This window comes from Nonomuraea guangzhouensis, from assembly GCF_019396345.1.
In the GTDB taxonomy this organism is placed as follows: domain Bacteria; phylum Actinomycetota; class Actinomycetes; order Streptosporangiales; family Streptosporangiaceae; genus Nonomuraea; species Nonomuraea guangzhouensis.
This window is the reverse complement of the sequence record NZ_JAHKRM010000042.1, coordinates 92228-108236: the sequence shown is the minus strand read 5'-3', so window position 1 is coordinate 108236 and position 16009 is coordinate 92228. Positions and strand designations below refer to the sequence as shown.

The following is a 16009-nucleotide window of genomic DNA, read 5'->3' as shown; positions in this document are numbered from 1 at the left end:
AACTGGTCGAGACGCTCTATCGGGGGCTGGCCGACAACTCCGTCGGCCGGGTGATCGAGAACGTGCTGCGCGCCGATTTGATCGTCATCGACGAGGTCGGCTTCGCCCCACTCGATGACACCGGCGCTCAGCTGCTGTTTCGGTTCGTCGCCGCCGCCTACGAGCGCCGCGCGCTCGGCATCGGCTCACACTGGCCCTTCGACCAATGGGGACGCTTCCTGCCCGAACACACCACCGCCGTCAGCCTGCTGGACCGGCTCCTGCACCACAGCATCGTCGTGGTCACCGAAGGCGAGTCCTTCCGGATGAAACAGGCACGCACCAGGACGCCAGCACGCCTGATCAAGAAGTAGTCAACTTCGAAGAACTGGGGACTTCTACATGGCCACCAGCGGCGACACGCACTTGGCCGTTGACACGTGGTCGCGGTGCACGGCGGATGATGTCGCTCGGTGGTGTCATGTTGGCGCGGCCCGATCACCTGGGCCACCTGATCCCTGTCACCTTTTAAATACCTGTGATCAAGTCCAGATTTGGACAGCAGACGAAGCAAAGGTTCGACCATGATTACGGGACAAAGCATGCATTTCCGGTGCACACTCATCGTCCTTGATCGGCGGTAGGCTGCCTCGCACCTGAGGAGGCGACGGTCATGGCGGCATGCAAGATGCAAGAGACCCGGCCGAACTGTCGTTCATGGACAGTTCCGGCCTTTATGTGTTGCTGGCCTGCGCCCGCACCTGCGACAACGAAGGCGTGAGCGTGCATCTCGCGGCGGCCTGCGGCGGTCCCGCCCGCGTACTGTCCATCACCGCTCTCGACACCCACCTGCCCACCTATCCCACCATGGAATAGGCGGTCCACGCCGCCTTGGCCGCCCGCCACGCTCAATAGGCCCGCACCTCAAGGGCTACCACCGCGGAGTCGAGGCGTCGGTGCAGCATTGAAATCAGAGTCAGGACGTAGAGGGCATCTGACCGTGGGGTGGCCAAGAGAACTCTAGGTGCGTGCGCACTGGGGTTTCGGAAGGTGCTGAACAGGCCCGCCGGGACGGCTGACGAAAAGGGAGACGGCATCCTCAAGCACTGGATGCGCGTCTCCCCGGTCAGCGTTCCTCAGGCATCGGGATTGAAGGAGATGCCGGCCGGTTTGGCCTTGGCGAGATTCTGAGTGAACCTGCCGTCCGTGAGATCGAGTTTGGCGTCCCCGAAGTCCGCTCGGGCCAGCCGGTCACGAATGCCTGGAGGGAAGCTGTTCCAGCCGACGAGGCCGGGGAACTGCCAGCGTCGGTAATAGTTCTCCGGCGGTTCATCGCTTGCGCTTGCGAAGCGGAAGGCGTGTGTCAGGGCGCCGTCCTTGTGGTAGACGATCTCTGGATGACTTCCCTGCCAGCGGACCTGGCTACTGGGCCGAATTTTGTACTCGCCGTGAGCGGAAGCGGCGACATACATCGCGCGGTTGTTCTTGACCCACACCACGACGTGCTCCCAGTCGTGCCGGTGTCCTCCGCCGAAGACGGTGGCCTGGTCCTTTTCGAAGTAGAGGGCGTACATGATGGCACACCAACCGTTGCCGCACGCCGAGCGGGCGTAGCCGTTGGTGTTGTCGAGGTCTGAGCGGTCACGGCAATTGCCGTTGAGGGCGCCGGAGGGATTCAGGCCTGAGGCTATGGCGCCATTGGAGCCGATGGCCGGGGTGGGGTAGCAGCCGTCTTTGTCGTAGTCGTAGGCGGGCTGGAACTTCCGTGCCAGCTCGCTGGCCATGGCAGGCACAGCACGGGGCGGCCCGGAGGAACTGGCCTCCGCCACCGGCTGCCCCGCTGCGGGCGTGGAAGCCGATGGCGCCGGAGACGCTGGCTCGTTCGTCGGCGGAACGTTCTCCCGGCAGAACCAGCCGTTCTGGAGATAGCCATCCTTGTTGACGTGACCCCAGGCGTGCCCGCTGACCCACTGTCCGCCCTGGGCGACGCCGGTGATGGTGAACGACTGGGCCGGCCTGCCCTGCTGTGGACCGTAGAGGGTGCCGATCATCCTTCCGCCGGGGGAGTCGCGAACGGTCACGTCTTTGGCGCACACAGCCCAACGCTTGCCGACGTCGCCTGCGGTGGCGGACAGGTGTGGACCGTCCGCGTGGGCGGCCGAGGCGGCGTTCATGAGGAGCATGCCGGTCGCTGCTAGGAGAGTGGAGCCGAGGCCGGCGCGTGCCATGATCCTTCGGCGCTTAAGAACTCTGTACAACGGAGAGTGTCCTTCCTATGGGCATCCGCGCTTCGCCGCGCGATGACGGCTTGAAGGCTCGCGCAGATTCGCCGCAATGGACCAGAGGATCCGGGAAACGGGAATTCCCGATGGCCTCTGAGCTGGAAAAATGCGGAAAAGGGGAATACTGGGAACTTAGCGGAGGGCGTGCCCGCATTCGATCAGGGTCGATTGCCCAAGCTCGCACAGTGGCGAGGGTCGGGTATCAGGTCAGCCACTGGCATCCAGCCGATTCCGTTAGGACTGTCGTGGGGATCGGGCAGAGCCACCGCCTGGTAGGTTTTGCCGTCGGGTCCCGTCTTACGGGCGATCGGAACGAGCCGGACACGGTCTCCCTTGATCTTTGACTTGACCGGTTCTGGATCGCCGATTTTGACGTACACCGGTGATGACGCCGAGTTCACCAGGCTGCACTGCAGCGAAATCGCATGGGCCGGTTCAGCGGGCGATTCAGGGTTCGATGTTGACACAGCCCACACGGCCGTTCCTGCGAGTATGACAGTCGAACCCGCCAGCCCTCCCAGAAACCAATGGCGTGGCCGGAACTGCTCTTTCTGTCGTTTGGACGAGTGCTTGAGGGGGATCTGCGCCTCGACCGGTGGCGGAGCGTCGGTTTGGGGGGCTTGCCCGTTTAGACCGTTTGGCCGCCGTCGCGCGGCGTTATCAGCTTCTTGTCGGATTTTGAGGTATTTGCCGCGCTCGTGCATCGGTACGCCGACGCTGTCCAACATCTTGGCGAGTGTGTCTTCACGGGGTATTTGTGTGCCAGCGAGATAGTTGGACAGTGCCGTGTCCGATATTCCGAGTTTTCGTGCTCGTGATTCCTGTGTTCCTCCGTCCGTAAACCCCGCTAACTTCTTGATCGTCTCTCTAAGTCGGGCCGCTGGGTCTGGTGTGTCGTTCATCTCTGATCCTCGTGTACGGACGAACGATCTCTTTGGTGGGCAGCAAATTCGCCCCGTCGTTTCTCGCTCACCCTCTGGCGCAGTAGGAGTAGTCATCATTCCGGACGAAGTCGACTCATCGCCGCCAATCCAACTAAAAGGAAGGTTTCCAGTATGCCGTTCTGCTCCGGTTCGGCTTCGGGAAGGTTGAATCTTCGGGTTGGACGGCCAGCCCACCGGATGGAATAACGGATAAATCGGACTGGCATGACTTGTGCCGCTTCAAGGTCGATGTATGGTTATTGACCTATGGACCGACCTGATGCGGCTATACGGGCAAGATCGGTTCTTCTGTCTGTCTATATCCAGTATCTGGCCTGTGGCCCAGGTGTTCGGCTGGCCGGCACTCCTGGGCCGAAGTGAGGCTGTCAAGGACGCCGAGATCATGGTGCTGCGGCGTGAGGTGGCGGTGTCGCGGCGTCAGGTCGTCCCCACCCCGCCGGACTGGACCGATCGAGCGGTCCTGGCCGCGCTGGCGCGAGTTTTGCCGCTGAGGTTGCGGGCTCATCGGCTGGTGACGCTGGGCACTCTGGTGGCTTGGCACGGGCGCTTGGGCCTGGATCGGTGGACGTATCCGAACTGGTCCGGCCGCCCGAGGATGAGCAAGAAGGGACTGGGGCGAGAGAATCCGACCTGGGGATATCGTCGGATGCGTGGTGAACTGGTCAGGCTCGGCGAGCGCGTGAGCGAAGCGACCGTGCAGTGGATCCTCCTGGGCTGGCGAGTCGGTTGGCTCCCTGAGACGCCGCCACCTTGTGGGGGACCATCATGCGCGCTCAGACCATAGGGCTGCTGGCCGTCGATTTCTTCTACGTCGACACGGTTTACTGAGTTTCCTGTACGTGCTGTTCGTGATAGACATCGCCACCCGACGCGTGTACACCCTTGGTGCGGCCGCAACTCGAGCTGAGCGTGGACGATCCAGCAGGCCCGCGACTTACTTATGGACCTCGGCGGTAGTGGCGAAGGCAGGGCCCGCTGGATAGTACGTTCAGCGGGCCCTGCCTCTTCATGGAACTACCACTGACGCCAATCGCTTTCCGCGCATCGAGCTGCCCAGTAGGTGATCTTCGGTATGCCGAGGAAGCCGGAGTAAGGAGCGTGCCCCACGATGCACCGCATGGTCTTGAGCTGTCGGGGCTCCCAACGGCCGTTAGAGCAGGCGGGGATGAAGTGATTGACGACCGGTATGCCGCAGAACTGTCGTTCGGAGGGGCCCGGCATAGGACCTAGCGTTACTGCCTGAGCGGGTATGGGGGACGCTGTAAGGACGACGGCGGTCACCGCAGATGTCGCTGCGAAGACGAAAGCGATTATGGACGTGCGCTTGGTCACTTGCTCTCCTTTAATATGAAGAGTTGTTTGCCTGATGGACTGCCTATGTAGGGCTTGTTGAGAACCTGTCCAATGGCGGTACTTCCTGTGACGATGTCTGTGTTTCGTCAAGCGTTGGCGAGAGGAGACGCTTTCGGGTTATGTCTCCGATGGATCACAGGATCGTAAAAAGGAGTTCCGGGCCGCCTGCATGGGGTTGGGCAGGAGACGAGGTATCGCAGGACGCATGTACACAGGGCGCCCGGTATGGGCTAGCCTGTTCGGCGTTCGCCAGAACCATGGCATATCGGCAATTGTCAACGCTACTGTCTGGCCACCCAACTGGGCATTGTCAAAAAACGGGACAGAAGGGCAGGAAGGACGCAAGATGACGAACTCTCTTCCAATTCGACGTGGAGACCTCTCCGCCGTACTGGTCGAAATCGATCCGGAATTGGCCGACGACCAGGCGTGGGAGCTGCTGCTTGCGGGAGAGCGACTACTCCGTCGGCACATGGGCCTCGAAGGACCCGCCGGATGTCCGGCTCGACTGGAGGAGATAGCCGGGATCTCCCGGCGCAGCGTCGTCGGCGAGGCTCAACAAAGCGAAAACGGCAGCTCTCTCACCGAAAGCGCGCTTCGGCGCCGATGGAAGCACATGTCTTCATACCTTCTGGACCTCATCGCCTTTGGTGTGAGGTCCTCGGTGTGGAGCGAGCAGCACCCTGAGCAGATGCATGATCTGCAGGAGGCCATGGCCAAGACGCCGGCGGTGCCTCTGATCGAACGGATTGCCTACGAAGAAGTAGATGGCAGACACCAGAACCCGACGTTTCGCCTACAGGTAGCCTTCCAAGCTCTCTTCTCCCACGATCCAACGGTGACACGTGTACTTCGGCAGGCCGATCAGATCCAGGTCAACAGCTGGAGAGCTGTGTATTCCGATATCCTCAATAATCGTGGCCTACGCCTTCGACCGGGCGTCAATGTGGAAGACCTGACCCTCGCCCTACATCTTGTTGGGAAGGCCCTCGCCTTCCGCGCCGTTCTCTGGGAGGAAGAGAGTCACGAGGGGTACGCGAAGGCGATCGACCGCGAGACGGAAACCACGTTCCTCAGTCCCCTTATCCTGGCGCTCCTCGTGGGCTTTATCGACCCTGGCGATGGGCGAACATTGCGCCAGGCGGCAAGTGCAATCCTTGGGGATGAGCTTCCCTCAGGAGACGAGACACCATCGAACTCGATACATCCGTAACTGATCCGCGCCGAGTCCGATGTTGTGGTTATCTCCCATCGAACTCGGGTCGGATCAGCCGTAGTCGGGAACAGATAAGGCATGAACCACATGCACAGCTGTCCCGTCTGTCATGTGGTCGGCCCGCAAAGGTGCCGACGCCGCGATGGCCGTAGCCAATGGCTGCCCCATGCGCGTCGGCTAGCGCTGATCGTGGGAGAGCGTCTGGTGGCCTTCGCCTTCGGGGCTGACTCTGACGCCCACCGCGGCGCTGATGACGTGTTTGCGCTCGCCTATGCGGCCGCTCTGCCACCCGAAACTGATCGGGAGAAGGTGGCCCTGGTCGACCAGACGGGGCTCGCGCATGCGGTGCTTCTGCAGCAGCTCATAGGCGGATGGGTGCGCGGGATACATCAGCACGGGAAACGCGCTGATGGTCAGGCGCAGGTGTAGCCGGACGGCAGGGCGGTGTTGCCGTTGGGCCTGCTCGCTTGGAAGCCGAAGCTGGTGGTGCTGGCTCCCGGCGCGAGCGTGCCGTTGTGGCTGACACTTCTGACCGTGACGGTCTGGCCGCTGGAGGTGACGGTGGCGTTCCACGAGCCGGTCAGGGTGTGCCCGGCCGGCAGGGTGAAGGTGACGGTCCAGCTGGTGATCGTCGAGGTGCTGGTGTTGGTGATGGTCAGCGGCTGGATCACATACCCGTTGCCCCACTGGGACTGCACGGTCGGGGTGGCCGAGCAGGCACCGGTCGTGCCGCCCTGTGTGGTGATCTGGACGGTGTTGGAGACCGGTGAGACGTTGCCAGCGGCATCGCGCGCCCGGACCTGGTAGCGGTAGGTGGTGTTCGCGGTCAGGCCCGTGTCGGTGAACGAGGTCGTGGCCGAGGTGCCGATCTGGGTGAACGTGCCGCCCATCGCGCCGGGAGCGCGCAGGATCTCATAGCCGGCCAAGCCGGAGCCGCCCTGGTCGGTGGACGCGGTCCAGGTCAGCGTGGCACTGGAGGCGGTCACGTTGGACGCGACCGGGGTGCCTGGCGTGTTCGGCGGCGTGGTGTCGGTCGGGCTGGTGGTCAAGCCGAAGAACTCGATGGCGTAGCGGGCCATACCGCTCTGCGGAAGAGCATGCCCGGCGCCCTGGATGCTGTACGCCTCCACCTGCACGGTGCCGGACGGATTGGCGTACCGGCTGCGGGTCCAGTTCGCCTGCGGGGTGTCGGTGCCGGTCGGGGTCTGGCTCAGCCCGAACACATTGGTCCACTGCTCGATCGACTCTCGCAGCAGCGAGTAGGGCACGAGGGTGTCGCTGGTGCCGTGCCACAGTTGCATGCGCGGGCGGGGGCCGGAATATCCCGGGTACGCCTGGCGGACCGCATCGCCCCACTGCTGGGGTGTTCGGTCCATGCTCCCGCCGGTGCATCTGCTGCTTCCGGGCGGATAGTCGGAGGCGCCGGCGAAGCAGTTGAAGGGCACACCCATGAAGGAGGCCCCTGCCTTGAACACGTCCGGGTAGACGGCGAGCATGTGCTGGGTCATCATGCCGCCGGACGAGCTTCCAGTGGCGTAGACCCGGTTCGGATCTCCCTGATAGTTCCGCTCGACATAGTCGATCATTGAGGTGATCGAGACCGGATCGCTGCCGCCGCCGCGCTGCTTGGCAGCGTCCGACCAGGTGTCGAAGCAGTTGCCGAACCCTGCTGACTGGGTGGCGGTCGGGTAGATGACGATGAAGCCGTATCGATCCGCCAGCGAGGCGAACTCACTGCCCTGGTAGAAGCCGGGACCGGAGCCGCCGCAGCCATGCATCGCCACCACGATCGCCGGCGAGGCCGGGTGCGAGTCCGGCACATAGACGTGCATCCGCATGTTGCCCGGGTTGTTGCCGAAGCTGGTCACCTCCACCAGGGTGGCGGCGACGGCCGGCGATCCGAGTACCACGGTCATGACGGCAAAGAGCGCCGCGGCGCAGGCACCAGCCAGCACCGTGGTCAACCGTCTCATTCGCGCTCCTCCTCTCCATATCCGCGGCGCGCCGCGGATCGGTCCGCCGCGTATTGACGTCGGTCGCTGGAAAATAGAAGGGCCACGATCCACCGTCAATGCACGCTTGGTGCGCATGCCCGCCAGTTCACCTGCCAGAAAGCCGTTTTCCCTGGTTATCAAGTAACTTGCTATCAAGATCCTTGATATGGGGGTGGGAAACTTACATTGGAGCCCGTTCTGACGGGGCGCGATATCGTCTCCTGGTGACCGATCCGGGTGTCCCCGCGGCCGCTGCGCCGGACGTACCGCCGCCCCGTGTGAGCTACCTGGTGTTCCGGCTGGAACGCCGCATCCGCGCCTGCCTGGATGAAGCGCTCGCCCGGCACGGAATGACGACCACCGGATACATGGCGCTCAGCGAGCTGCGCCTGCGCGACGCCCCGTCCTCGGCCGACCTGGCCCGCATCGCCTTCGTCACCCCGCAGGCGATGAACCTGGTCATCCGCGATCTCGAACAACGCGGCCTGATCAGCCGCGACCCGCATCCCCGTGGCGGCCGCGCTCTGCGCACCCGCCTTACCCCCAAAGGCCTGAGCACCCTCCGGCGATGCGACCGCTCCCTCGACAGCATCGAAGCCGTCATGCTCGCCGAGATCGACGACCCGGACCGCACGACACTCACGGAAGCGCTCACGCTGTGCGCCCGAGCGCTCCATCCGGACACGCGGCCCTGATCCCAGTCCTTCGCTCGCGGAAGCCACCACCGTCGCCCTGGCCATGCTGTGGCCCTCGTAGGAGCGGCGGGTGGTCTCCTAGATCTTCCGCTCATGGTTGAGGAACTCGGCCGGCCGCTGTTCGATGGTGATCTTGCGGCGGATCGTTCCCGCGTTCGGGAGGGCGTCGGTATCGGTCAGGGTGCGCTTGATCAGGTCGGCGATCTGGGTGCGGGTGGCGGGCTCGCGCGCCGATTTGCGAGGACGATACAGTCTGGCCCTAAGGCGGAGCTGTGCCGGGGTCGAGGAGGGGGATGTCCATCACGCCCTTATCCCTGCCGCAGCCTCCTGCTAAGGCGCCGGAGTTCGGACGAGACGCGCTGATCGTGTGCGAGAGCCTGGTGCGGATCTACCAGTCCGGGTCGGTCGAGGTGCAGGCACTGCAGGGGCTGGACCTGGTCGTGGACAGCGGGGAGATGGTGGCCGTCGTCGGAGCGTCCGGGTCGGGGAAGTCGACGTTGTTGTCCATCCTGGCCGGGGTCGACGCTCCCACCGCCGGGCGGGTGCGGGTCGATCAGTGGAATCTGCTGGACATGTCGCGGGCCGATCGTGTCCGGTACCGGCGGCACACCGTGGGACTCGTACGCCAGCAGACGGCCGCCAACCTCATCCCGTACCTGACCGCGCGGCAGATGGTCGACCTGCCGATGACAGCGGCCCGCACTCCCGGCCGGGTACGCCGCAGGCGCGCTGCCGAGTTGCTGGACCTGCTCGGCGTCGCCGAGTGTGCCGAGCGGCGGCCCGCGCAGCTGTCCGGCGGGCAGCAGATGCGGGTGGCCATCGCGGTGGCCCTTGCCAACGAGCCCAGGGTGCTGCTGGCCGACGAGCCGACCGGGGAACTGGACAGCGCCACGTCGGCGGCGGTGTTCGGGCTGTTGCGGGAGACCAACCGGCGGCTGGGCGTCACCGTCGTCATCGTGACCCACGATCCCGCGGTCAGTGGGCAGGTGGAGCGGACGGTGGCGATTCGCGACGGGCGCACGAGCAGCGAGGTGTTGCGGCGTACCGCCACCGGAGATGACGGTGCCCCGCAGGTGATCGCCGAGGAATACGCGGTGATGGACCGGGCAGGGCGGATCCAGGTGCCGCGCGACTACCGGGAGGCGCTGGCGTTGACGCGACGGGTCCGGCTGGTGCTGGAAGCCGATCACGTCGCGATCCGTCCCGACGGTGGCGGGGCCGGATGAACGGCGGCCCTCTGGTCAGGGTGCGTGGCGTTCATCGCCGGTACGGCAGCGGGGCGACCGCCGTGCACGCGTTGCGGGATGTGACGTTCGAGCTCGCGGCCGGCACCATGACCGCCCTCGTCGGGCGGTCCGGCTCCGGCAAGACCACGCTGCTCAACATCATCGGCGGCCTGGACCGCCCGGACTCCGGTACGGTCCTCGTCGACGGAACGGACATCACCGCCCTCGACGAGGACGGCCTGTCCCTGCTACGGCGGGAGAAGGTCTCATACGTCTTCCAGACCTTCGGCCTGATCCCGGTGTTGTCGGCCGCGGAGAACGTGGGCGCCCCGCTGCGGCTGGCCCGCGTACCGCCGGTGGAGCGTGAGCGGCGGGTCGCGCTGCTGCTGGAACTGGTCGGACTGGCCGCCCATGCCGAGCAGCTACCCGCTGAGCTGTCCGGCGGGCAGCAGCAGCGGGTGGCGATCGCCCGGGCGCTGGCCGCCTCGCCCCGGCTGCTGATCGCGGACGAGCCGACCGGGCAGCTGGACGCCGAGACCGGTCTGTCGGTGATGGCACTGCTGCGCGGGGTGGTGGAGTCCGAGGGGGTGACGGCGCTGGTCGCCACGCATGATCCGACGATGCTCGCGCTGGCGGACCGGGTGATCCGCATCAACGACGGCCATCTCGACGAGCATCCCGGCATGCGCCCTGATGGGCGGCTCGACGGACGCTCCAACGGTCGGGGCGATTCGTGATCAGTACGAGCTGTCCGTGCTGAGGCTGGTCGCCCGGCGAGCCCGTGCGCAATGGCCATTGCTGGCAGCCCTCCTGGCCGTCGCCGTGGTCGGCCCCACGCTGCTGGGCACCTGCGCCCTCCTGCTCACCCGTACCGCCGAGCAGGCGGTGGAGACTGCCGCCTCTCGCGCCACCTCCGACCAGATCGACGTCACCGCCTACATCATCACCACTCGCGGCGAGCACGCGAGATCCGTCGCCGACGACACCCTCGGCGTGCTGACCTCGGCCCTCGCTCCGTTCGCGACAACGACGGCCGCGCGCGCGTCGTCCGCGATGCGGTCGCTCCCCAGCGCCGGTGTTCCGGCTGTGGCGTACCTGTCGGGGCTGGAGGACCTGCCGGCCCGCACCCAACTGGCCGCCGGACGCCTGCCGCGGGCGGGTGTCGCGCCGACGGAGGCCGTTGTCCTGGAAAGCACCGCACGGCAGCTCGGCCTGACTGTCGGCAGCCGGGTCCGCCTCGGCAGAGAGTTGGCCGACGATCCCGACCAGAGGATCGAGGTGAGCGTGGTCGGGGTCGTACGCCCGCTGCCGGGCACCGGCTGGGACCGTGACCCCCTCGCCGCCACCGGATACGATCTGGCCTACCACGACGGCCGCTCCGCAGAGCCGGTTCACGCGTACGGGCCGTTCATCGTCGACCTCGCCGACCTGCTCGGCGGCGGCTCCACCCTCGACCGGCTGGAGATCAGCGCCTACCCCGACCTGTCCGCCCCCGCCGGCCGTGACCTCGACACCGTCACCCAGGCCGTGCTCGGCGCCGACCGCCGGCTGGGGGAGACGCTCGGCGACCGGGTGCGGATCCAGCGAGTCGCCTCCCGATTGCCCTCGACCCTGCTGGCCGCCCACGATCAGCAGCGGGTCACCACGGCCGCCGTGCTCGCCGTCGCCGCCATCGGCCTCGTCCTGACCGCGACCGCTCTCGCCCTCGCCGGTCGGCTCAGCGCCGGTGTACGCAGCGACGAGACCGCCCTGCTGTCCGCGCTGGGCGTCGGCCGCGGTCAACTCGCCACCGCCGCGCTCGTCGAGGCCGGCGCGCTCGCCGTGCTCGCCACCGTGGTCGCGATCCCGGCGTCGTCCGCCCTGCACGCTGGGCTGACCCGGCTGCCGCCTATGGCCGGGGCCGGGCTCGCCACGCCTTTCGGCGTGAACGCCGTACAGGTGCTTTCCGTCGCCGGCGGCGCGCTGACGCTGGCGGTGGTGCTCGTCGTGCCCTCGCTGCGGACCTCTTCCGGAGGTGTACGCGGGCGGCGGGATCTGCTTGCCCGATCTGGCGCCGACCTGCTGCTCGTGGCGCTCGCCGCCGTCGGCTGGTGGCAGTTACGCGATCAGCCGACCGGTTCAGGCTCTCCCGTCGACGCCGTACGCGTGCTCGCTCCCGCGCTGCTGCTCATCGCCGGATCCGCGGTGGCGTTGCGCCTGGTGTGGCCAGTTTTGCGCATTGTGGAACGGCTGGCCGGCCGGGCTCGCGGGCTGATGGTTCCGCTGGCCGCGTTCGAAGCCGCCCGCAGGCCACAAGCGGTCGCGGCGGGGCTGCTCATCGGGCTGGGCTGCGCGGCGGCCACGTACGGGATCGGGTTCGGCGCCACGTGGCAGCGCTCCCAGCAGGACCAGGCCGATCTGTCCGTCGGCACCGATCTCGCGCTCACCCTCACCGCCCCGCCCGCCGCCGGGCAGGGCCCGGTGGTCGGCGCGGCCAGCGGGGGAGAGGTGAGCCCGGCCACCGATCGTGGCGTCGCGGTCGGGCAGTGGCTCGGCGGCTCCGGTGACCCGCCGCTGCTGATCGCCGTGGACACCACTCGTGCCGGGGCGCTGCTGCGCGGACGGCTGAACGACGGACGCACCTGGAACGCTGTGGGCACCGGTCTCGCGCCGCCGACGCGCGCCGCCGGTGTTCCCGTCCCGGCCGGAGCCGCGCTCTCCCTGGTCGCTGACGCAACCGGTACGACGCCGCTCACCGTGACGCCCCGGCTGCTGTTCCAGGATGCGACAGGGCTGCGTACTCCTTGCACCGGTGAACCCATCCCGCTCGACGGCGAGGCGCATCCGCTGCCGGACTGTGCGACGGCCGACGGGCTCCGGCTGGTCGCGGTGTCCCTTCCGTTCGCGATCGCGACGGGGAACGTAGGCACCGGCCACTCCGATGCCCTGGCGGACCCCCCGACGGGGGACAGCCGCGTCGCCGTGACTCTCACCGTGGCGGGAACAGCCTCTGGTGCATCGTCCTGGACCGCCACCTCAACCGGGCCGGCCCCCGGGCAGCTCGGCAATCCGGCCGTCGCCCTGACCAGCACTTCCGCGGGTACCGAGCTGAGGATGACGACGACCGTCGCGCTGAAGGGCCCGCCGGACGCCGCCAGGAACCTGGTCGCCACTGCTTTCCCGGCCCCAGGACCGGTGCCCGTCGCCGTCTCCGCCCGCTTCGCCGACGAGGTGGACGCCCGGCGCGGCTCCCGGCTCGACCTCACCGTCGGCCTCACCCCCGTACAGGCCAGCGTGGCCGAGGTGCTGCCGGCCGTGCCGTCCGCTCCGGGTGCCGCGGCCATCCTGGCCGACTTCGACGCCCTCTCCCGTGCCCTCGCCGTCAGCGGTGACTTCGACGTGCCCGTGGACGCGTGGTGGGTCGGCCATCCCGCCAGAGGTGATGTGGCCGATCTCCGCCTCGGCAGCGTCACCACGCGCGCGTCCGAGACCGCCCGGCTCACGGGCGGCCCGCTGCGGGCCGGGCTCCCGGCCGTGCTCCGGCTGCTCGTACCGGCCGCAGTGCTGCTGATGATCGCCGGAATCGTCCTGCACGTGACGTTCGACCTGCGGGCCCGCGCGGTCGAGATGGCGCGCCTGCGGGGTCTCGGGATGACCCGGCGCGAGATTCGTACCGTGCTGCTCGGCCAGCACGTCGGCATCCTGCTGCCGCTGCTCGCGGTGGGCGCGGTCGTCGGCGCGCTGGCCACCCGCGTCGTCGCGCCGCTGCTCGTCCGCTCCGATACCGGCGCCGCTCCCGTCCCCGAGGTTCTGCCCGTCTGGCCGTGGGCCGCCGAGGCCGCCCTGCTCACCGGGCTGCTGGCCGGGTGCGCGCTGGCGGTGAGCGCGGTGGTCGTCGTCCAGGCCCGGCTTGCCGATGCCGCGTATCTGCGGGTGGCGTCGTGAGGATCCCGGCACCGCACTGGCCCAGCGTCGTCGGCCGCGCCCGCGCGGACGCCGGGCCGCTGCTCCTGGCCGCCGTCGTGGTGGCGGTCGTCACGCTGCTCGCCGGCGCGATGCCGCCGACGTTGTCCGCGACCGCCGACGCCGCCGTACGGGACGCGGTACGCAGGACCGGCGGCGACCTCCAGGTCCACGCCCGCATGGAAGACGACGACGGGCCGGAAGGCAGCCGCGTCCGTCGCCCTCGCCTCGCCGAGGACGTCGACGACTTCCGAGCCAGGGCGACGGACGAACTCGGCCCCGGCCTACGCGCCGCCCTGCGCCCACCCGTCGGCACCGTCACCAGCCCCACCCTCAAGATCACCGATGGCAGCGTGCTGCGTACGTTCCAGCTCGCCTATGTGGCTCGCGACGGTGGGCCCGACGTGACCTGGATCGCGGGCGGCCCGCCCCGGCCCACCGCCTCCGCGACGGCGGAGGTTCCCTACGGCGCGCCGCCGTGGTCGGTGCAGGTGGGCCTGTCGGAGGTGGCCGCCGCCGCTCTCCAGCTCCGTCCCGGCTCCCGCATCCCGCTTGCAGACGACCAGGGGAATGTCAAGAAGGTCCAGGTCAGCGGCATCTTCCGGCCTGGGGACAGCGCCGATCCCGCCTGGCGGCTCCTCCCCTCGCTGCTGAGTCCCGTCGCCGGCGCGGACGGCACGGGAAGCACCCGGTTCGCCGGGCTGCTGTCAGGCGACTCGCTGCCCGACGCCCGGCTCGCCTTCGGCCAGGACGAGTTGCGGCGTACCGTCTGGTTCACGCCCGACCCGACCCGGTTCACCTGGGACGAGGTCCCGTCGGTCGCCGCGAAGGTGGTCGCGCTCAAGGCGGCCTCCGGCTCCTCTGGCGCCCGGGACGGCTCGCTGAAGTGGGAGACCCGGCTCGACGGGGTGTTGCGGAACGTGAGCTCCCAGGTCGACGCCGCGTCCGCGCAAGCGTCCATCCTGCTCATCACCCTGCTCGCCGTCGCGGTCCTGGTCCTGCTGCTCGCCGCCGACCTGCTGGTACACCGCCGTGCTCCAGCCCTGGCCGCCGCCCGGCAGAGAGGGATGTCGCTACCGGTGATCGGTGGCGAGCTGCTGCTCGAATCCGCCGTGATGGCGCTGCTGGCCGCGGCGGCCGGGCTCGGTCTGGCCCGGGCCGTCGCGCCGGGGGTCTCCTGGAAGTGGGTGGCTCCCGTGGTGGTCACCGCCGTCGCCGCCGGACCGGCGTTCGGCACGCTCACCGCCGCCCGAGCCACCCGGGATCGTCGCGTCCCGGCCAACCGGAGTGCGCGGCGGTGGATGCGTAACACCGTACGACTGCGGCGGGCCGCCCTTGAGACCGGGGTGCTGGCGGCCGCGTCCGGCGCCATCGTCGCTCTGTACCAGCGTGGAATCGGTGGCGGGGTGCTGCCCGCGAGCGCGCCTGCCCTCTGCGCGCTCGCAGGCGCGCTCATGCTGGCGCGGGCGCTGGCCATCGTGATGCGCTTCGTGCTCAAGCGGCTTCTGCGGTCGAGCCGGCCGCTGGCGGTGTTCGGGGCCGCGAGGGCGGCGGCGACCTCGGCCCGGGTGCTACCGCTGCTGGTGCTCGTGACCTCCGTGGCCTTGGCCTCGTACGCGCTTACCTTTGGTGCCGCTGTCGGCCACGGGACCGCGGGTGGGCCGCTGGCCTCGGGACTCCTGCGGTTGGCGTGGGTCTCGGCGGTAACCCTGCCGGTTCTGGGTCTGATGGGACTCGCTCTCGGCACGGCAGCCGGCGCGCCGGAGCGATGGCAGACCCTGACCCGGCTGCGCACCCTCGGGCTGCGGCCCCGGGAGGCTCGCTGGGTCGCCGCGGGAGAACTGCTGCCGCCGGTGGTGGTCGCCGCTGTGGGCGGTCTGCTGCTCGGGGTGCTGCTCGCCCGCCTGACGTTCGGCTCGCTCTCCCTGCGCCTGCTCACCGGCGCTGATCCGGCCCTGGCGTTGCCGTGGTGGGGGCTCGGCCTGGTGGCGGTCGTGTTCCTGGCGGCGGTCGCCGTCATGGTGCCCGTCGAATCGGCGCTACGCCGCCGACGACGGCTGAGTGAGGTCCTCCGCGCGGGCGACAGCTGAGCCGGCCGTCTCCAGCTCCGCGCCGATCCGGGCGATCTCCCGATAGACGCGGCCCGGGCGGCCGCTGTGCGGCAGGACGCCGCCCCAGTAGGTCTCGGTGCCGAAGACCAGGGTGCGCCGCTGCCAGTACTCGATCATGTTCGCGCCCCGCGAGACGAGCACCCAGGCGGCCTGACCGTCGTATGCGGGATGCCCGTCGACATACGTGCGGTGGACCCCATCCCGTGTGGCGTGAACTTTTGTCGCGGGTTTTCGGCAACAGAGGATGATAGGGCGCCCGCGGCGCCG

At 68.1% G+C, this 16009-nt stretch carries 14 protein-coding genes; 8 read left to right on the top strand and 6 right to left on the bottom strand.

Features of this window, described 5'->3' with window-relative positions; translation table 11 throughout:
* Positions 1-353, top strand: a 353-nt coding sequence (locus KME78_RS54760) for an ATP-binding protein (RefSeq protein ID WP_219537991.1), incomplete at its 5' end; no start/stop codon positions are given.
* Positions 354-660: 307 nt separating this feature from the next.
* A complete protein-coding gene (locus tag KME78_RS54755; protein WP_219537990.1) occupies positions 661-855 on the top strand; it encodes an STAS domain-containing protein in 195 nt (64 codons plus the stop codon).
* Positions 856-887: 32 nt separating this feature from the next.
* Here the strand turns inward: KME78_RS54755 and KME78_RS68305 are convergent, their stop codons facing one another.
* The 3 genes from KME78_RS68305 to KME78_RS54740 form a co-directional block, all read right to left on the bottom strand.
* On the bottom strand, positions 888-1076 hold the full coding sequence (locus KME78_RS68305; protein ID WP_219537989.1) for a TIGR02391 family protein: 189 nt from the start codon (positions 1074-1076) through the stop codon (positions 888-890).
* A 39-nt stretch (positions 1077-1115) separates the two neighbouring features.
* Complete coding sequence (locus KME78_RS65555) at positions 1116-2153, bottom strand: NPP1 family protein (protein WP_246654528.1); 1038 nt, start codon at positions 2151-2153, stop codon at positions 1116-1118.
* A 266-nt stretch (positions 2154-2419) separates the two neighbouring features.
* Entirely contained in the window at positions 2420-3163 is a 744-nt protein-coding gene (locus tag KME78_RS54740) for a helix-turn-helix domain-containing protein (RefSeq protein WP_219537988.1), read from the bottom strand.
* Between the two features lie 1741 nt (positions 3164-4904).
* Between KME78_RS54740 and KME78_RS54735 the strand changes: the two genes are divergently transcribed.
* Positions 4905-5771 carry a hypothetical protein gene (locus tag KME78_RS54735; RefSeq protein WP_219537987.1) on the top strand — a complete coding sequence of 289 codons (867 nt, stop codon included), beginning with the start codon at positions 4905-4907 and terminating at the stop codon, positions 5769-5771.
* Between the two features lie 180 nt (positions 5772-5951).
* Here the strand turns inward: KME78_RS54735 and KME78_RS54730 are convergent, their stop codons facing one another.
* On the bottom strand, positions 5952-6116 hold the full coding sequence (locus KME78_RS54730; RefSeq protein WP_219537986.1) for a hypothetical protein: 165 nt from the start codon (positions 6114-6116) through the stop codon (positions 5952-5954).
* 71 nt (positions 6117-6187) lie between these two features.
* Positions 6188-7747, bottom strand: a complete 1560-nt coding sequence (locus KME78_RS54725) for an extracellular catalytic domain type 1 short-chain-length polyhydroxyalkanoate depolymerase (RefSeq protein WP_219537985.1) — start codon at positions 7745-7747, stop codon at positions 6188-6190.
* A 245-nt stretch (positions 7748-7992) separates the two neighbouring features.
* Here KME78_RS54725 and KME78_RS54720 point away from each other — a divergent pair, with 245 nt between their 5' ends.
* The 5 genes from KME78_RS54720 to KME78_RS54700 all read left to right on the top strand — a co-directional run bounded on the left by KME78_RS54720 (position 7993) and on the right by KME78_RS54700 (position 15721).
* Positions 7993-8463, top strand: coding sequence for a MarR family winged helix-turn-helix transcriptional regulator (locus KME78_RS54720; protein WP_308127497.1), 471 nt, complete (start codon positions 7993-7995; stop codon positions 8461-8463).
* A gap of 293 nt (positions 8464-8756) precedes the next feature.
* Entirely contained in the window at positions 8757-9689 is a 933-nt protein-coding gene (locus tag KME78_RS54715) for an ABC transporter ATP-binding protein (protein WP_219537984.1), read from the top strand.
* Positions 9686-10426, top strand: a complete 741-nt coding sequence (locus KME78_RS54710; RefSeq protein WP_246654526.1) for an ABC transporter ATP-binding protein — start codon at positions 9686-9688, stop codon at positions 10424-10426. The genes KME78_RS54715 and KME78_RS54710 overlap by 4 nt, the downstream gene beginning before the upstream one ends.
* 16 nt (positions 10427-10442) lie before the next feature.
* Positions 10443-13613, top strand: coding sequence for an FtsX-like permease family protein (locus tag KME78_RS54705; RefSeq protein WP_308127496.1), 3171 nt, complete (start codon positions 10443-10445; stop codon positions 13611-13613).
* Positions 13610-15721, top strand: a complete 2112-nt coding sequence (locus KME78_RS54700) for an FtsX-like permease family protein (protein ID WP_219537983.1) — start codon at positions 13610-13612, stop codon at positions 15719-15721. The genes KME78_RS54705 and KME78_RS54700 overlap by 4 nt, the downstream gene beginning before the upstream one ends.
* Here KME78_RS54700 and KME78_RS67700 read toward each other — a convergent pair.
* On the bottom strand, positions 15671-15883 hold the full coding sequence (locus KME78_RS67700) for a beta-galactosidase (protein WP_308127495.1): 213 nt from the start codon (positions 15881-15883) through the stop codon (positions 15671-15673). The genes KME78_RS54700 and KME78_RS67700 overlap by 51 nt on opposite strands.
* Positions 15884-16009 lie beyond the last annotated feature (126 nt).

Excerpts from the sequence above, each read along its gene's own strand:
- KME78_RS68305 (WP_219537989.1), bottom strand. The coding sequence starts at position 1,076 with ATGCCGTCTCCCTTTTCGTCAGCCGTCCCGGCGGGCCTGTTCAGCACC.
- KME78_RS54730 (WP_219537986.1), bottom strand. The coding sequence starts at position 6,116 with ATGCGCGAGCCCCGTCTGGTCGACCAGGGCCACCTTCTCCCGATCAGT.
- KME78_RS65555 (WP_246654528.1), bottom strand. The coding sequence starts at position 2,153 with ATGAACGCCGCCTCGGCCGCCCACGCGGACGGTCCACACCTGTCCGCC.
- KME78_RS54755 (WP_219537990.1), top strand. The coding sequence starts at position 661 with ATGCAAGATGCAAGAGACCCGGCCGAACTGTCGTTCATGGACAGTTCC.
- KME78_RS54740 (WP_219537988.1), bottom strand. The coding sequence starts at position 3,163 with ATGAACGACACACCAGACCCAGCGGCCCGACTTAGAGAGACGATCAAG.
- KME78_RS54715 (WP_219537984.1), top strand. The coding sequence starts at position 8,757 with ATGTCCATCACGCCCTTATCCCTGCCGCAGCCTCCTGCTAAGGCGCCG.
- KME78_RS54725 (WP_219537985.1), bottom strand. The coding sequence starts at position 7,747 with ATGAGACGGTTGACCACGGTGCTGGCTGGTGCCTGCGCCGCGGCGCTC.
- KME78_RS54710 (WP_246654526.1), top strand. The coding sequence starts at position 9,686 with ATGAACGGCGGCCCTCTGGTCAGGGTGCGTGGCGTTCATCGCCGGTAC.
- KME78_RS54735 (WP_219537987.1), top strand. The coding sequence starts at position 4,905 with ATGACGAACTCTCTTCCAATTCGACGTGGAGACCTCTCCGCCGTACTG.